The organism is Pseudomonas sp. AC252, from assembly GCF_979258105.1.
Genome location: NZ_OZ409837.1, coordinates 3,395,372 through 3,412,170 on the forward strand (window position 1 = coordinate 3,395,372; position 16,799 = coordinate 3,412,170).

At 59.9% G+C, this 16,799-nt stretch carries 10 protein-coding genes, 1 pseudogene and 1 riboswitch; of the genes and pseudogenes, 5 read left to right on the top strand and 6 right to left on the bottom strand.

The window, feature by feature from the left end; genetic code table 11:
* Nucleotides 1-24: 24 nt before the first annotated feature.
* The 6 genes and pseudogenes from uca to ACZZZ4_RS15485 all read right to left on the bottom strand — a co-directional run bounded on the left by uca (nt 25) and on the right by ACZZZ4_RS15485 (nt 8,023).
* Nucleotides 25-3,660: an urea carboxylase gene (gene uca, locus ACZZZ4_RS15460; protein WP_463548165.1), complete on the bottom strand. Its 3,636-nt coding sequence runs from the start codon at nt 3,658-3,660 to the stop codon at nt 25-27.
* Between the two features lie 283 nt (nt 3,661-3,943).
* Nucleotides 3,944-4,586: pseudogene (locus tag ACZZZ4_RS15465) on the bottom strand (urea amidolyase associated protein UAAP2).
* 11 nt (nt 4,587-4,597) lie between these two features.
* Nucleotides 4,598-5,323, bottom strand: a complete 726-nt coding sequence (locus ACZZZ4_RS15470; protein ID WP_463548166.1) for an urea amidolyase associated protein UAAP1 — start codon at nt 5,321-5,323, stop codon at nt 4,598-4,600.
* A 13-nt stretch (nt 5,324-5,336) separates the two neighbouring features.
* Nucleotides 5,337-6,125 (bottom strand): ABC transporter ATP-binding protein, encoded by a 789-nt coding sequence (locus ACZZZ4_RS15475; protein WP_463548167.1) that lies wholly within the window; start codon nt 6,123-6,125, stop codon nt 5,337-5,339.
* The gene (locus ACZZZ4_RS15480; protein WP_463548168.1) at nt 6,122-6,937 is read right to left on the bottom strand and encodes an ABC transporter permease; all 816 of its coding nucleotides are present in this window, start codon (nt 6,935-6,937) and stop codon (nt 6,122-6,124) included. Before ACZZZ4_RS15480 ends, ACZZZ4_RS15475 begins: the two co-directional genes overlap by 4 nt.
* A gap of 18 nt (nt 6,938-6,955) precedes the next feature.
* Nucleotides 6,956-8,023: a putative urea ABC transporter substrate-binding protein gene (locus ACZZZ4_RS15485; RefSeq protein WP_415763407.1), complete on the bottom strand. Its 1,068-nt coding sequence runs from the start codon at nt 8,021-8,023 to the stop codon at nt 6,956-6,958.
* Between the two features lie 63 nt (nt 8,024-8,086).
* Nucleotides 8,087-8,187: riboswitch (guanidine-I (ykkC/yxkD leader) on the bottom strand.
* Nucleotides 8,188-8,536: 349 nt separating this feature from the next.
* On the opposite strand from ACZZZ4_RS15485, the gene ACZZZ4_RS15490 reads away from it, so the two are divergent.
* The 5 genes from ACZZZ4_RS15490 (at nt 8,537) to ACZZZ4_RS15510 (ending at nt 16,769) form a co-directional block, all read left to right on the top strand.
* Nucleotides 8,537-8,941 carry a hypothetical protein gene (locus ACZZZ4_RS15490; RefSeq protein ID WP_039760873.1) on the top strand — a complete coding sequence of 135 codons (405 nt, stop codon included), beginning with the start codon at nt 8,537-8,539 and terminating at the stop codon, nt 8,939-8,941.
* Nucleotides 8,942-9,076: 135 nt separating this feature from the next.
* Nucleotides 9,077-10,381, top strand: coding sequence for a glycosyltransferase family 4 protein (locus ACZZZ4_RS15495; RefSeq protein ID WP_463548170.1), 1,305 nt, complete (start codon nt 9,077-9,079; stop codon nt 10,379-10,381).
* Between the two features lies 1 nt (nt 10,382).
* Nucleotides 10,383-11,237, top strand: a complete 855-nt coding sequence (locus ACZZZ4_RS15500) for a hypothetical protein (protein ID WP_463548171.1) — start codon at nt 10,383-10,385, stop codon at nt 11,235-11,237.
* Nucleotides 11,200-15,819: a calcium-binding protein gene (locus ACZZZ4_RS15505; RefSeq protein ID WP_463548172.1), complete on the top strand. Its 4,620-nt coding sequence runs from the start codon at nt 11,200-11,202 to the stop codon at nt 15,817-15,819. The genes ACZZZ4_RS15500 and ACZZZ4_RS15505 overlap by 38 nt, the downstream gene beginning before the upstream one ends.
* Nucleotides 15,820-15,842: 23 nt before the next feature.
* On the top strand, nt 15,843-16,769 hold the full coding sequence (locus ACZZZ4_RS15510) for a calcium-binding protein (protein ID WP_463548173.1): 927 nt from the start codon (nt 15,843-15,845) through the stop codon (nt 16,767-16,769).
* Nucleotides 16,770-16,799: the final 30 nt, after the last annotated feature.

A 16,799-nucleotide genomic window follows, 5' to 3' on the forward strand; every position in this document is an offset into this window, starting at 1 on the left:
GGTTGATCCTTTTCAGAAATGGTTTCAGTCGAGTTCCAGCACCACCACCCGTTGTCCGGCGCGCACCGCCGAACCGGGTTGCACGCGGATCTCTCGCACCACGCCGGCCAGCGGCGCGAGCACCGGGATTTCCATCTTCATCGACTCGAGAATCACCAGCACATCGCCCGCCGCGACACGCTGGCCGGCCGCGACCTGCACCTGCCAGAGATTGCCGGCGATGTGGCTGTCGACGCTGTGATCACCGTTTTGCAGTGGAGCTTCTTCGCTGGCGTCAGGCACGGCTTCTTCACTGTCGAAATGCGCCTGGCCGCTGGCGATCCAGCGCTCGCGTTCAGCCTTGAACGCGCCCTGTTGTTGCGCACGGAAAGCGCTGATGCCCTCGGCTTCCTGACTGAGAAATGCCTGATAGTCGGCGAGGTTGAGCTGGCTGTGTTCGATGTTCAGATCGAAGCGCCCCAGCGGGAAATCACGGCGAATGCGCAGCAGTTCTTCGGCGCTGACCGGGTAGAAGCGGATCTGATCGAAGAAGCGCAGCAGCCACGGTTTGCCATCGAACGCGGCGACTTCGCGATAGCGATTCCACATTTGTAGCGTGCGCCCGACAAACTGATAACCGCCCGGGCCTTCCATGCCGTACACGCACAGGTAGGCGCCGCCGATGCCCACCGAATTCTCGGCGGTCCAGGTGCGTGCCGGGTTGTACTTGGTGGTCACCAGACGATGGCGCGGATCGAGCGGCGTGGCCACCGGCGCGCCGAGGTAAACGTCGCCAAGGCCCATCACCAGATAGCTCGCATCGAACACCGTGCGCTGCACTTCGTCGAGATTCGGCAGGTCGTTGATGCGCCGGATGAACTCCAGATTGCTCGGGCACCACGGCGCGTCCTTGCGCACGGTGGTCATGTATTTCTCGATCGCCAACTGGCAGGCCGGGTCGTCCCACGACAGCGGCAAGTGCACGATGCGCGACGGCACTTGCAGATCTTTTGCGGCGCACACCGCGTCCCATTCGCCGACGATGATGCCGAGCAGATCGGCCAGCGGCAGTTGCTCCGGCTGGTAGTGAACTTGCAGCGAGCGAATGCCCGGGGTGAGGTCGATCACGCCATGCAGGGCTTGGCTTTCCAGCGCCTGCATCAGCGCGTGGGCGCGAAAGCGCAGGACCAGATCCAGCTCCGGCGCGCCGATTTCCAGCAGTAGATGAGTGTCGCCAGAAACCCGCCCGACAAGCCGCCGATCCCCCTGACCCAACTCGAGAACCACAGGCGACACAATCCCTTGTGGGAGCTGGCTTGCCAGCGATGAAGTTGCTGCGGTGTCAGATCGGGCACCATCGCTGGCAAGCCAGCTCCCACAGGGTGCATCCCATTTCAAGGCTAGATCGCGGGCGGTGCCGAGGTCGACGGGGATGAACTGAATTTTATCGCCCGCCTTGAGCTGCCCCAGCTGCCACAGGTCCGCCTCGATCACCGTCACCGGGCAGACAAACCCACCCAGGCTCGGGCCATCCGGGCCGAGGATCACCGGCATGTCCCCGGTGAAATCCACCGCACCAATCGCATACGGATTGTCATGGATGTTCGACGGATGCAGACCCGCTTCACCGCCATCCTCACGCACCCACTCAGGCTTCGGCCCGATCAGGCGCACGCCGGTGCGGCTGGAATTGAAGTGCACTTCCCACTGGGTCGCGAAGAACGTGGCAATGTAGTTTTCGCTGAAGTATTCCGGCGCGCCGTGGGGGCCGTAGATCACCCGGATCTGGCGCACGCTCGGCAGCGCAGTGATGTGCTGTTCGGCCAGTTGCTGGCCGGCGCTGCGCTCGGTCAATGCCGGCACATGCAAGACGTCACCGGCCCTCAACGCGCGACCGCCATGCCCGCCAAACTGGCCGAGAGTGAAGGTACTTTTGCTGCCCAGATAATCCGGCACCTGCAGGCCGCCGCGCAGACACAGATAACTGCGCGCGCCGGCGCCGCTGATGCTGCCCAGTTGCAATGTAGCGCCGGCCGGGATCAGCAGCGCGGTGTTCATCGGCACCGGTTCAGCGTCAAGCGTAAGGGCAATCGGCGCGCCAGTGACTGCGACCACGGCATCACAATTGAAACGCAGGATCGGCCCGCTCATGGTGATTTCCAGTGCGGCGGCGCCTTGTTCATTGCCGAGCAGACGATTGCCCAAACGCAGCGCTCGGCTATCCATCGGTCCCGAGGGCGGCACGCCGACGGCCCAGTAACCGAGGCGGCCGGGGTAGTCCTGCACGCTGGTCTGCGTGCCGGCGCTGAGCACTTCGAAGGTGTTGGCGTGATACAGCAGATTTTCCAGACAACGGGTCCACGGCTGACCGCTGGCGAATGGAGTATCGAGCAGAATCTGCCGCAGATAGTCGCGGTTGGTTTCCACGCCGTACAGCAGGCTATCGCCCAGTGCCTGATGCAATTGAGCGCGAGCCTGTTCGCGACTCGGCGCCCAAGCGATGAGCTTGGCAATCATCGGATCGAAATACGGCGGGATTTCCACACCGGCCTCGACCCAGGTGTCGATGCGCAACTCAACGCCTTTGGCAGGCGGAAACTGCACAGCGGTCAGCAGGCCCGGGCTCGGCTGGAAATCACGCCCCGGATCTTCCGCGTACAGACGTGCCTGAATTGCATGGCCCTGCGGTTCCAGACCTTGATACAACTCGCGCAGCGGTGGCAGATCACCGGCGGCCAGCTCGATCATCCAGCGCACCAGGTCCACATCCCACACTTGTTCAGTGACGCCGTGCTCGACCTGCAGCCGTGTGTTCACTTCAAGGAAATAAAAACGCTGAGCCTCGCTGTCGAAGACGAATTCGACGGTGCCGGCGCTGCGGTAATTCACCGCTCGCGCCAGTTTGATCGCCGCCGCGCACAGCTCATCGGCCATGCCTTCGGGCAGGCTCGGCGCCGGGGTTTCTTCGAGGACTTTCTGGTTGCGCCGCTGCACCGAGCAGTCGCGCACGCCGAGAGCGATGACTTCACCGCAGCCGTCGCCGAACACCTGCACTTCCAGATGCCGCGCGCGTTCGATGTACTTCTCGATGAACACCCCAGCGTCGCTGAAGTTGTTCTGGCCGAGGCGTTTCACCGCTTCGAATGATTCGCTCAATTCATTGGCGCTGCGGCACACGCGCATGCCGATGCCACCACCGCCAGCGGTGCTTTTCAGCATGACCGGGTAGCCGACCTGTTCGGCGGCGCTCAGCGCGCAATCGAGGCTGTCGAGCAGGTCGGTGCCTTCAAGCATGGGTACGCCGTGCTGTTTGGCCAACGCGCGAGCAGTGTGCTTGAGGCCGAACACCCGCAATTGCTCCGGCGTCGGCCCGATGAAGGCGATGCCCTGCGCTTCGCAGGCTTCGGCGAACGCTGCATTCTCGGAGAGAAATCCGTAGCCGGGATGAATCGCCGTGGCGCCGCTTTGTTTGGCGATCTTGAGGATTTTGTCGACCGCCAGATAGGTCGCGGACGCCGCGCCTTCGCCGAGGCTGTGCGCTTCAGCGGCCTGGGAGATGTGCAGGCTGGCAGCGTCGGCTTCGGAGTACACCGCGATGCCTTGGGCCTTCAGCACGTTGATCGTGCGCAGGATGCGACAGGCAATCGCGCCACGGTTGGCGATCAGGATTTTTTCGAACATGGCATAACCCCTGAAGGGGGAGCGGGCCGTCCCGCTGTTTTTCGACAGACATCCGGGCCGTCCCGGATGGAAAAAACACACTTCACTCCAACCCACCACAAACCCCCTGTGGGAGCTGGCTTGCCAGCGATGAGGTCGGCACATCCAACATTGTTGGTGACTGAAACACCGCAATCGCTGGCAAGCCAGCTCCCACAGGACTATCAGTGCCTTGAAGCTTTCAGACACTGCCCGGAACGCGCCTGGCACAGGGCAAAAAGCCAACGGCGTAAACGGCTCATGGTCAGTTCCATACCAGCAACTCCGCCGGGGTCGGGTTGTAGGCATTGCACGGGTTGTTCAACTGCGGACAGTTGGAAATCAGCACGATGACGTCCATCTCCGCGCGCAAATCAACGTACTTGCCCGGCGCCGAAATACCGTCCTCGAAGGTCAGCCCGCCATCCGCCGTTACTGGCACGTTCATGAAGAAATTGATGTTCGGCCCGATGTCGCTCTTGCTCAATCGGCCGTCGTGGGCGCAGGCGCGCAGGTAGTTGTCGCGGCAGCTGTGCATGTAGCGTTTTTCCAGGGCGTAGCGCACGGTGTTGCTCTCTTGCGCGCAGGCGCCGCCGAGGGTGTCGTGGCGCCCACAGGTGTCGGCAACGATGGTCAGCATCGGCTGGCCGAGGTTGGAATACAGCACGCTGCCGGTGCTCAGGTAGACGCTGTTCTGCCGACGCAAGGTGCGTTGCACGTCGTAGCGTTCCTTGGGGTTGGCGAGGCTGTAGAACAAGGTGTCGACGGCCTGATTGCCTTCCAGATCGAGGATGCGCAGGGTCTGCCCGGCCTTGACTTCCATCAGCCAGTGGCTCGCCGGCGGGAATGGTCGCGCGGTAGATCGCGCTGTCGGCTTGCTTGTGCGAAGTGGCGATTGCGAGTGACATGGCAGCGATCCTCAGGCGAACAAACGGTCAGTGTTGATGAAGCCGCGCTCGTTTTCCGGGCGCGAAGTGCGGCAATGTTCGGCGACGCTGGCGTCGGCGTTCATCCAGCTCAGCTTCAAGGGTTTCGGGGTGTATTCGGGGGACGGGTCCATCGGATGTTGCAGGGCGGTGAGCACCACCAAAGTGTCCATCGGCGCGTATAGCTCGATGTAGTCACCGGCCTTCGAATTGCCCTCGACGAAGTGGAAACGCCCGGCCTCATCAACGTTCACGCGGCTGAACAGGTTGAGGGTCATCAGCAGATCGGACAGGCCCAGGCCCCACTTGCCGAGTTCCACCAGCAGGTTGTCGGTGCCGTTGCGAAAGAAGCCGTTGCGCAATTCCTGGTAGCGGCCCTGGCCGTATTTTTCGGCGACCTCTTGCGCGCACAGCACGCCGCCGAGGCTGTCGCTCCAACCGCAGGTGTCGGCGGTGATCGCGGCGAGTACGCGGCCCATGTCCGAGTACAGGCAGTGGCCGGCGGTGAGCTTGGCGGTGTGTTGGCATTTGAGGCTGTCGGGCAGGTTCAGCCGCTCGGTTTTTTCATTGGCATTGAGCAAGGTCAGGCTGACATTGGCGCCGCCGCGCAGGTCGGTCAGACGCAGCAATTGGCCGCGCTTGAGCACGAACGAACGGTGGCCGCCGCCCGGCAGCAGTTCTTCAGCGAAGGGTGGAAAGAGTTGGATTGAATCAGTCATTGGAGCAGTCCTCTCAAGCAGTGCGAAGGGTGCCCGCCAGCGGTAGCGGCAGGGCCTCGACGGCGGCGCGCTGGGCGCGGCGGTCGCTGTTCAACGGGATGTCGTAGGTGATGCGGGCGCCATAGGCGCCGGGGGCGTGCGGGTCGAGGCGCACCTTGTCGAACACCAGCAGGCGCGTGCCGAGGCTGAAACCTTCGGACAGGTCGTGGGTGACCATGAACACCGTCAGTTGCGTCTCGCGCCACAGCTCCAGCAGCAGCGCGTGCATGTCCTTGCGAATGCCTGGATCGAGTGCGCCGAAGGGCTCATCGAGCAGCAACACGCGCGGCTTCATGATCAGCGCCTGAGCGATGGCCAAGCGTTGCTGCATGCCGCCGGACAGCTGTGCCGGGTACTTGTCCAGCGCATGGCCGAGGCCGACTTTGCTCAGCAGTGCTGCCGCCTGTTCGCGGGCCTCGCGTTTGGCGCTGCCGATTAGCCGGCCGAGCAAGGGCGCGCGCGGCAATTCGAGACCAAGGGCGACGTTGTCGAGCACGCTCAGGTGCGGGAACACCGAGTAGCGTTGGAAGACCACGCCACGGCTGGCATCCGGCTCGCTGGCCAAGGGCTGGCCGTCAAGCAGAATCTCCCCGCGACTGGCGGTTTCCTGGCCGAGGAGCAGGCGCAGGAAGGTCGATTTGCCGCAACCGGAGGCGCCGACCAAGGTGCAGAACTCGCCTTCGTTGACGCTCAGGTTCAAGCCTTCCAGCACCACTTGATCGGCGTATTGCTGCCAGACGTTTTTTACTGTGATGAAGCTCATTTCGCCGCTCCCTCGTACCAAGGGAAAGCGTGCTGGGTCAGCTGTTTCAAGGCCCAGTCCATCAGCCAGGCGAGCAGGGTGATCCACACCACGTAGGGCAGGATCACATCCATCGCCAGGTAGCGCCGCACCAGAAAGATCCGGTAGCCGAGGCCATCGGTGGAGGCGATCGCTTCGGCGGCAATCAGGAACAGCCACGCCGAACCGAGCATCAAGCGCAGCGAGATCAGCAAGCGCGGCAACAGCTGCGGCAAGACCACGCGCAGCATCAGCGTCCAGGTCGAGGCGCCGAGGGTCTGCGCCTTGATCAGCAGTTCGACCGGAATGTCGCGGGCACGCTGTTCCAGATCCCGGGCCAGCGCCGGGGTGATGCCAATCACGATCAGCATGACTTTCGACAACTCGCCCAGGCCGAAGACGATGAACAGAATCGGCAGGATCGCCAGCGGCGGCACCATCGACAGCACCGTCAGCAACGGCGACAACGGCGCGCCGAACAGCGGCAGGGTGCCCGCCGCAATACCGAGGCAAAGACCCGCCAGCGCCGCGATGCCGAGGCCGATGGCCAAACGGCGCAGACTCGACGCAGTGTCTTGCCACAGCAGGTATTCACCGGTGCGGCTGTCGGCGTTGAAGGCCAGGCGTTTTACCGCGTCGCTCATCTGCACGGCGCTGGGCAGCAGTTTGTCGTTGGGGTTGTCCGCCAGGCGCTCGGCCGAGCCTGTGAAGTAGGCGAACAGCACAAGCGCGAACGGCAGGATCACCAGCAACAGGCGACTCGGGCGATCGGGGTGGCGATTGATCAGGCGCATGGCCAAATCCTCCGTGGCTTACAGCTTGGCGTCGGCGGCCATCTGCACGTAGGTCGGATCGAAACGCAGCTTGAGATTGGCGGTGTCGCCGCTGGTCACGCCGTTGGCGAAAGACATGCCGACCGCGCTGGGGTCCTTCGCGCCTTCGCCGAGCAGGCCGTGCTCGAAGGAGAACTCAGCGACCTTGCGCATGGTGTCCGGCAGTTGTTTGCTGGTGGCGAAATTCAGCGCTTCGCTCGGCGTGGCGAACAGCTTTGTGGTGTCCAGTTGCGCCTGGAAGCCTGCGAGATCGGTGCCAGAGGCCTTGGCCATGTGTTCCAGTGCGGCTTTGCTCGCGGCATTTTTCGCGTTCATCAAAGCGACCACTTCGAACCACGCCCCGGTCAGCGCTTTGCCCAGTGCCGGGTTGTCTTTGAGCGTGGCGCTGTTGACCACCATCATGTCCATGATCTCGCCCGGAATCTGGCTGGAATTGAACACTTCGGTGACGCCGGGTTTGGCCTTGATATCCGAGAGCATCGGGTTCCAGGTGGTCACGGCGTTGACTTCGTCGGTGTTGAACGCGGCGGCAATGTCGGCGTCGGAGGTGTTGACCACTTTCAGGTCTTTCTCGGTCAGGTCCACCGAGTCCAGCGCGCGAGCCAGCAGGTAATGCGAGACCGACAGCTCGACCAGATTGACGTCCATGCCTTTCAGATCGGCGACTTTTTTACCTTCGCCTTTGAGCACGATGCCGTCGTTGCCATTGGAGAAATCGCTGACGATCAACGCGGTGCTGTCAACGCCGCCGGCAGCGGGAATGGTCAGCGCATCCATGTTGGTCATGGTGCAGCCGTCGAACTGGCCGGCGGTGTACTGGTTGATCGATTCGACGTAGTCGTTGAGCTGCACGACGTCGATCTTGATCCCGTATTTCTTCGCCCATTTGTCGACGATGCCCTGGCTGCCGGCGTATTCCCATGGCATCCAGCCGGCGTAGATCGTCCAGCACACGCTGAAGTGGTCTTTCTGGGCAGCGGAAGATTGCGTGCTGATGAGCGCGGCGAAGGCGGCGGCGAGCAGGGCGGGGAAACGTAGTCGGATCATTGCGGATTCTCCAGTTGATCGAGGGCGGACAGGAAGGCAACGCGGCACCGCGAACGGTGGCTTGTCTCCCGGGCTTTTGTCCCGCCGTGTAACCTCAACTGGAGGTCGCCAACTCTCGGACCAGCCACTCGCGCTTGCGAGCCGGAACCCTAGTCAGCCATTGCAAATTGTGGTGCCGCGAACCTGTGATGACTCCTGCACAGGTTTGCTAAAGCGAGAGACGTGCCAAGTCGCGCCGAGGCCTCTGCGGCGGGGATCTGCTGGATTGCCGAGGGAAGCGGGGGAGCTATAGCGCATCGTGGTGGTGCGCGGTTGCACCGTCATGCAGCGCGTTTACGGTTCACGGGTCGCTGATTTTGCGGATAAACAAGATTTCATAATCACTTGTTTCAACTTGTTGCAGGAACGCACCAGATTCTGAAATCGCTGTCTGATTCTTCGACAGTCACGCAATTGCTGACGGTCGCCTGCCAGCGTCGCTGGTGTGGCCAACCCGCGGTCCAGGAGGCCGCCATGTATCGCCGAATCGTACTGCTTGCCGTGATGCTTTTTTCCCTTGGCGGATGCGTTCCTTATTCCTATGGAGACAGCTACTACAGGTCAGAGGTCTACACATCACCCGCACCGGCCTATTACAGCGGTGGCGGCTCCTATTACCGCAGCGGCGGCACTTATTACACTCAGCCGCGCTACTACCAGCCAGCGCCGCGGTACTACCAGCAACCGCGTTATTACCAGGCGCCGCGGCACTATCAACCGGCCCCGCGTTATTACGAAAGCCGTCGCTGGCACGGCAACGATCGCGGACGCTGGGACGGCCACCGTCGCGGCGGTTGGGACAATGACCACCGGGGCCGCGGCAACTATGATCGTCACAGCGGTCGCCGTGACTACAACGGCCGTGGCAACCGCTGGTAAATCACCGCAACGAACAAGCGGCGCATCAAGCGCCGCTTTTTTTGCCTGTCGAAAACGTGTTCCGTGGGCCGTCTCCCAAGGCAATCCCGGAAGCGTCCTACAGTTTCATTTCGTGGTGTTTGTTAGCGTTCGTGGATGCCGAACGAGGCGAGCAATCCTCAGCTCGATAGCGGCGAAAAATGGACGTTCAGCGCTATGAAGCTACTGGTTATTCATCAAAATTTTCCCGGTCAGTTCCGTCATGTGGTGCTGGCAGCACTGGACCGCGGTGATGAGGTCGTGGCGATAGGCCGGGACACGGCACCGGGCGTCGACGGTGTGAACACCCATCGCTATCGAGCGACCAGCCGAGCGCCCGGCAATATTCACCCCTATCTGATCCGATACGAACAAGCGGTAATTGATGGGCAGAAGGTCTTCGAAATTCTGAGCAGGCTGAAGCGTTCGGGTTATCAGCCAGATGTCATTCTTGCTCATCCCGGATGGGGAGAAACGCTGTTCGCCAAGGACGTCTATCCCGATACGCCGCTGATTCACTATTGCGAGTATTACTATCGAGCGCAGGGCGCCGATTGCGGGTTCGACCCTGAATTCCGCCGAGCCACAAGGGAGTCGTCACGGCTGCGAGTGCTCAACTCGCTGCATCTGTTGAATCTTGAACACTGTGATGCCGCGATTGCGCCTACGCAGTGGCAGCGCAGCCTGTTTCCGGCTGCTTACCAGTCGGCAATCCGGGTAGTTCACGAAGGTGTGATTCAACGTTCTGACCTGGCGAAAGTCGCGGCAGTCAGATTGCCCAATGGAATCGAGCTCAAAGCCGGACAGCCGATCGTCACCTATGTCGCCAGAAACCTCGAGCCTTATCGCGGCTTTCACAGTTTCATGCGAGCGATCCCGCTTATTCAGGCCGAGTGCCCCGATGCGCAGATCATCGTGGTTGGCGGTGATGGTGTCAGTTACGGGAGTAAGCCGGTCGGGTATCCGGATTGGCGCAGCAGGATGGAGGCAGAGGTCAGTTTCGATCACTCCAGCGTGCATTTCACAGGGAAACTTCCTTACCAGACTTACCGCGCGGTTCTCGCATGTTCCAAAGTCCATGTTTATTTGACGTATCCGTTTGTCTTGTCGTGGTCGTTACTGGAGGCGATGGCGTCCGGTTGTGTGGTTGTTGCGTCGGATACGGCTCCGGTAAGGGAAGTCATTGTCGATGGGGCTAATGGCATGTTGGTGGATTTCTTCGACCATCAAGGAATTGCCAGCAGTGTAAGCAAGGTTTTGCAGTCGGCAGGTGAGTACGATGGTCTTGCCAGCGCCGCGAAGTTGACGGCAGGTCGGTTCAGTGTGGAATCGGGCGTGAGCCAATACTTTGAGGTTTTTGCAAACGCGATATCCGGACCTAACGACATACCAACCGTTCCGCAGTTTGAGCGGGAGGTTTGAAATGTCCAGGAAGTCGCGTAAGCAGGCGATCAGGTGGTTTAAAAGGTTATTGAAGTATGGATTGTTCTTTTATGTCTGTTATTGCGTAGCGGAATTTTATATTCGCAAAGAACAATCCGCGGCGTCGGCGGCTATTCACCAGGCAGACGAGAAAGCTTGTCAGAACAAACTGGCGAGCATGCAGCAAGTGCCGATATTAGGCGGCGCCTATATAGATAAGACGCTAGTCCCTGAGTTTTACGTTGGCATGCCGGAGATGGTGAACAAGAAAGCGTGTCTGGCCATTACTCTGAAGGGGCTTTTCTGGTGGACCGGGACGGGACTGCACCGGCACCAGAATCAGCGCCCGGAACCGATCCCCGAAAGCTGGCGGCTCTATAAATTGAATGCCGGGCTTTTTACTAGAAAAGAAACTACCGAGCCCCATGAACGGGGTTATCGACACGTCAACTGGCCGGATGAGTTGATTGTGAAACTAAAGAATTATCCGGGGCTGGAGATTTGGCTGGATGCACCTCCGCCGCATTTCAAGAATGAAGACTCGGTTAGAACGTTTGTCATTACTGGCTGGCCGCGGCGAGATGGAACCCCTCGGTTGATCAACTGTGACGGCTTGATTCGCCCGGCGTCGGAGGAAAAACTGACTGACGAGAAACTGGCAAGGTTCAGCAGAACTGAATTGGAAAATCTTGATTTCGGCAAACTGAATTTCTTCTGCAATATCAATCTGGATAACTTCGACTTTGCCGGGGGGCACGGTAGCGTAGGTCTCGGATTAGCGTCATTACGCGAAGCACCTGAGATGCTCAAATATCTCAGTGACTATCTTTCACGCTCTGTTATTACAAGGAAGTAACAATGAGTTATGTATTCAGCGATATGGAAAAATCAGAGATTTTCAACGCAGCAAATATTTGCAAAGGAATGAGGCTGCGCTCAAAACAACTTCAGTACGATGCACTGAAATTAGCAGGGGCAAGCTGCGCCCCCTGTACCAAAAGCTGTTCGATATTATTGGTAAGAAAGTTTCTGAGGTTTTCGCTGTCGATAAAGAGGCTGGGGAGGTGCTGAAAAGCGCCAGACTCTGGCTTGCCGTGGCCATTGATGCCAACGGTGGAAACGGTGCCTACTCTGCCCTGATTCGTGGTTACACCTCCCGCCAGGGTGAACTCAGACTGAATACAATTTTCAGTGAAGACCTGATGCAGCTTTCATCCAACCAGGTTGCCGTCAATTTCATCAATACCCTGATCAACGGATCCCTTGCCGGTCAACTGGCGCCATGGACGGTTCCGTCCATCAGCCAGATCGCTGAAATCGACGCCAGCGCGATTGGCGAGGCGCTGTTCAAGGAGGTTTGCGGGGAGGACGATACCGCCGTGAAACGCAATGCCGGCTGGTCTGGAACAGTCGGATTCAGCCTGTTGGGCGGTAAACCTCCCTATGAAACGTGGAGACTGATCTCTGCGGGCGACCCGGATGCGGAAGATGGCGGCCCACCCACTCAGGCAAAGCCCAACCGGCTCGACGACTATAAAAACATTCTCTTCGCCATCGACGCCTACAGCGTCGGCCTGCGAGCGGCCATCAATAATTTCGGCGTCAATCCACTGCAAAGTCTGCTTTCAGTGGTGCCGGAGCAAATCAATATCGCGCTGGCCAGTGGCAGTGTGAATCCGCTAATTGAACATGTAGTAAAAGGCACGCCTGTTGCCGCCGTGGTCGAGCTGATCTTGCGCTACGGCCAGAACGAATTTTTCGACATGTTCAAGCGCACTTACGACGGCGATTCTGCTGCCACACCCACCACCAACGAAACCTTCGCCAGCAACGCTTACGCATTCTTTTCGGCATTTTCCCCAGAGCAGTCGCAAAGCATCGTCACCCGGACAATAGGCGAGTTCGGCAATGCCAATGCATGGGCGAAACTGGCAGGCGAGGCGACGCCGCTCGGTCTGGCGTTGCGCAACTCTTTGCAGCAACTCAGTGAAGTCGTAATAGAGCGAGCCGACGCTTATCCCGACCGCAACCTTGAACTTTACGATCCGCACACTGGCGAAGGCGACATCACCGCACCGTGGCTGGCGGATCGAGCGCAAATGCTGGCGCGGTTGATTGCCCGAACCCAGGGCTCGTTTGGCGAACACTCGCTGCAGCAGTTTTCCTACTCCGATCTCGCCTCAGGCAAACAGGCGCCGATGACCACCGGTGTGTTGAACCCGCTGGCCCTGTTCGGTGACGACGGTGGGCGATCTTTCGCCGGTGGCGCCAATGCCGATCATCTGTATGGCGGCGAGGGCAATGACTCCATCGATGGGATGGCCGGCCACGATGTCATTGAAGGCGGTCGCGGTAACGACTCGCTTACCGGAGGTGACGGCAATGATGGGTTGTACGGAATGGCCGGTGACGATGTTCTGGTCGGAGGAAAGGGTAACGACTCCTTGATCGGAGGCGAGGGCAACGACCGTTATGAATTCTCCAGCGGCGATGGCCTCGACGAGATTCTTGAGACCAACGCCGATGGGCAACTATGGATCAACGGCGCGCCGATTCCCCTACTCAAACGCCGCGCGCCTCTGAGCAATATCTGGTCTACCGAGGATCGGTCCATCACCCTGACGCTTGTTGAAAGCACCCTCAACATCAAATACGGCGAGGGCGATCTGGTGGTGATCAAAAACTTCCAGCCCGGGATGCTTGGCATCCGCCTCCCTGAATACGAGGGACAGCCGCTCACTGCTGCGGATTTGACGCTTCAGGGCGACTGGAAAGCCAAAGACACAGATCCAACTGTCCCCGGCGATCAGCCCTCCTTTGATGAACTGGGCAACGTGGTGCTGCTGCCCCAGGTAAAACAGCGCAACAAGGCCGACGTACTTTACGGTTCCGCGGCAGACGACGTCATTCTCGGCCTGGGTGGTTCTGATCGATTGTTCGGCAAGGCTGGAGACGATCGGTTATTCGGCGACAAGCAGACGACGCTCGAAAAAGCTATGGCCGACGGTGACGCCAAGGGCAAGGCAAGTCGCGGAGACTGGCTCGACGGCGGGCAAGGTGACGATTTGCTTATCGGTACGGCATCCCGAGATGTTCTGCTCGGTGGTAATGACCGGGATACCTTGATCGGCGGTGCTGGCGACGATGTGTTATCCGGAGACGAAACCACCGGTGCACTGGAACAAGGTTGGGCGGTCAAACGCGCTGACGTCCCCATAGCTCGCGGTGTAACCAGTCACCGAGCGGTCTATTCAAAGGCCTCGATAAACAGTGCGCCCGAGGGCGGTGACGACGTGCTGTACGGGCAGGGCGGCAAGGACATTATCAACGGCGGCTGGGGTGAGGACCTGCTTGACGGCGGAGCTGACGACGATTTTCTCAAAGGCGATCAAGGTGACGACACCCTGACCGGTGGCAGCGGCAACGACGTAATGCTCGGCGACAACCTCGATTGGGACGGTGGGCTACCCAGCAAACACCATGGCAACGATGTGCTGGACGGCGGTAGCGGTGATGACCGGCTCGCCGGTAACGGTGGCAGCGACGCGCTGTATGGCGGCCCTGGCAACGACATTTTGCAGGGTGATGACGGCGTACTGGACGGCGTCGAAGGCGATGCCGCGCATTTTTTTGGCGATGATCTGCTGGACGGTGGCTCCGGCGATGACACGCTCTGGGGCGGCGGTGGCGATGATTTGCTCTTCGGCGGCGAAGGTAATGACGATCTGATCGGCGACAGCCCTGAGCATCCGGTTCGCTATCACGGCAACGACTTTCTCGATGGCGGCGCGGGGGATGACACCCTGCGCGGCATGGGCGGCGCGGATACGCTGGCGGGTGGCGCAGGGGCGGATTTTCTCAATGGCGATGTGTCTGACCTGCAGCCGGGCGGCATCAATGATGATTTGCTTCAGGGCGGTGAAGGAAACGATACGTTACAGGGTGGTTTCGGTGCGGACACGCTGTACGGCGGCGCGGGTGACGACATCCTGGCCGGCGATTACGAAAACAGCGCTGAGGCCGAGCACAACGCCGATTATCTGGACGGTGGTTCAGGCAACGACACGCTGCTCGGAGGCGCTGGCAACGACACCTTGCTGGGCGGGGAAGGGACGGACTACCTGCGCGGCGATTCTGGCGATAACGTGTTTGATGGCGGTCCCGGTCACGACGTGTTGGACGCGCTGGAGGGTGCTGACATCTACTATTTCGGCACTGGCGACGGGCTGGATGTTGTCAACGACTCGGGTGGCCGCAACGTTGTCAGGTTCGGCGCAGGTTTCTCCGCGCAAAGTCTGAAAGCCGACGTTATCGAAGCTGCCGTCGGTACGGTGTTGCGACTGGCCAATGGCACGGGCGATGCGATACTCATCAAGAATCACCAGATGTGGAAGGATTCCACATTCAGTTTCAGCGACGGCGTGGCACTTGATTACGCAGATGTCCTGCGCAAAACATTGCCGCCGATAGAGGTGCCCGAATCACCCGTATCGGAAGTTGTAACCGCCACAGGAACCCAGGAAGGCAAAGTTGAGGATCCGGTTAAGCCAGACGATGTAACCGCTGCGGCGCAAGCCCCGGTGGCATCTGTTCAAACGGTCAACTGGACCGATCAACTCCTCGCGCAACTCAAGTCAAAACGCTCTGCCCGCAAACTCGCCACAGGTTTTACCTTGAACGACCAAGGCGTCTGGGTTCGCAGTCATATCTCCACCAGCGCCACCGGCTACACCACTCACACCGAACTGAACGATGACAGCATCGGGGCCGGGGCACTGTCTGAAACGCCGCCATGGATGAAGGCTGATGCCGGGCAAGCCGTGATCAGTGAGAGGCAGTCGAAGACCACAACCCGTGTCGAACATAAACCGGTGAAAGCCGAGGGAGCAATGCCTTCCTCAAGCCAGGCACCTCGCTATTATCGATCCGGCTCGGCCAACGGGTTTTCATTCAATACGGGCGACGTATTGGTTGAAGACCGACAGCAATCCGGCGCGCTTGAAGGCTGGTACGTCTATCCGGCGGCAAGCTTCAGTTCGGGTGCAACAGTGCCCAAGGCGTTTCGCTGGGATGTCACGACTGAAACGATCAAACGCAAAATCGTCCATGGCAACGATGCCGGCGGGCGAGTCAACGTCGAAGTGGAAAACGTTTTCCACGGCGGCGCGGGAGACGATCTGATCGTCGCTTATGCAGGCTCCCCACTTGACTACGGCACTGTCGGTGACAGAACACCGGGCGCGTTTTTATCCGCAGGTGCAGGTGACGATACCTTGCTGGGCTCCGAGGGCGCCGACTATCTGCTCAGCGGCTCGGGTGATGACTGGCTCTACGGCGAAGACGGCGCCGACACCTACATCGTGCAAGCGCATGCCGGAGCGACAACCACGATTGCGGACGTGCTCAACCCTTTTTCCACCGAGCAGAAATTGGCGTAGCGGGGTGGAAAGACGAATACGGATTGGTCGATCAGGACACGGTCGTTCTTCCAGCAGGCGCGCAGCGCGATGCACTGCAATTGAGCTGGGGTGCTGCGCTGATAGAGACCACCCATGTCGAGCTGGAGCCCAACCCGAGTCGCGGGGCTTACCGCAACCCGCCGAGAGCGAAAATGCTTCATCCGACACTCGATATCCAATGGGGCGGGACGCAAAAAGTCCGCATCGTCTTGCCCCACAACGGTGAACTTGAGGGCGCCGGTATTGAGCTCGTAAAGTTCGCCGATGGGTCGGTCGCAAGTTTGAAGCAGCTCCTGGAATCGAGTCAGCTGGGACCTGCGCCCGAGATTTTTCATACGGGTGTCATCGTCAACCATCCCACCCGTTCAACTTCCTTGCGAGACGGACGAGCACTTCCATTAGTCGGCGGTCGTGGCAATGACACGATAACCGGGGCGGGAGAGATCCGAGGTATGCAGGGGGATGATGTGCTCACGGGCAGCCCCGGTGATGATCTGCTGCTGGGTGGGCCGGGTGATGACACCCTGGCGGGCGGCGCTGGAAGTGATCTCTACCGATACGATGGCCTCGGCCGAGACGTGATCATCAATAACGGAGGCGGCCGGGACGGGATCGATTTTTCCGAACGCAGGCTGACGATCGACAACCTGAAGTTTCACCGTGAGCGCGATGATCTGGTGATCGTGGTGGATTACGGCATGGCGCCGAAAATCCGGGTTTCCAATCACTTTGCCGCAGGTGAAAGCGCTATTGGCTTCATAAGAGTCAGCGAAGGAACGGCGATTCAAGACTACACCGCAGCGCAAATTGCTGAACGTCTGCATCCTCTCCCGCCACTGAGGGACGTCGAGGATATTTTGATAAAGGGCGACGATGAAGCGCAGCGGGCCATGAAGGAAATCATTGAGTTCTACGAACTGAACGTCTGAGTTGCCAAACGACCGATTGAGCCAGCCCGC

Bases quoted from the DNA above. Each gene is read 5' to 3' on its own strand.
- uca (WP_463548165.1), bottom strand. From the start codon at position 3,660: ATGTTCGAAAAAATCCTGATCGCCAACCGTGGCGCGATTGCCTGTCGC.
- ACZZZ4_RS15470 (WP_463548166.1), bottom strand. From the start codon at position 5,323: ATGACTGATTCAATCCAACTCTTTCCACCCTTCGCTGAAGAACTGCTG.
- ACZZZ4_RS15475 (WP_463548167.1), bottom strand. From the start codon at position 6,125: ATGAGCTTCATCACAGTAAAAAACGTCTGGCAGCAATACGCCGATCAA.
- ACZZZ4_RS15480 (WP_463548168.1), bottom strand. From the start codon at position 6,937: ATGCGCCTGATCAATCGCCACCCCGATCGCCCGAGTCGCCTGTTGCTG.
- ACZZZ4_RS15485 (WP_415763407.1), bottom strand. From the start codon at position 8,023: ATGATCCGACTACGTTTCCCCGCCCTGCTCGCCGCCGCCTTCGCCGCG.
- ACZZZ4_RS15490 (WP_039760873.1), top strand. From the start codon at position 8,537: ATGTATCGCCGAATCGTACTGCTTGCCGTGATGCTTTTTTCCCTTGGC.
- ACZZZ4_RS15495 (WP_463548170.1), top strand. From the start codon at position 9,077: ATGCCGAACGAGGCGAGCAATCCTCAGCTCGATAGCGGCGAAAAATGG.
- ACZZZ4_RS15500 (WP_463548171.1), top strand. From the start codon at position 10,383: ATGTCCAGGAAGTCGCGTAAGCAGGCGATCAGGTGGTTTAAAAGGTTA.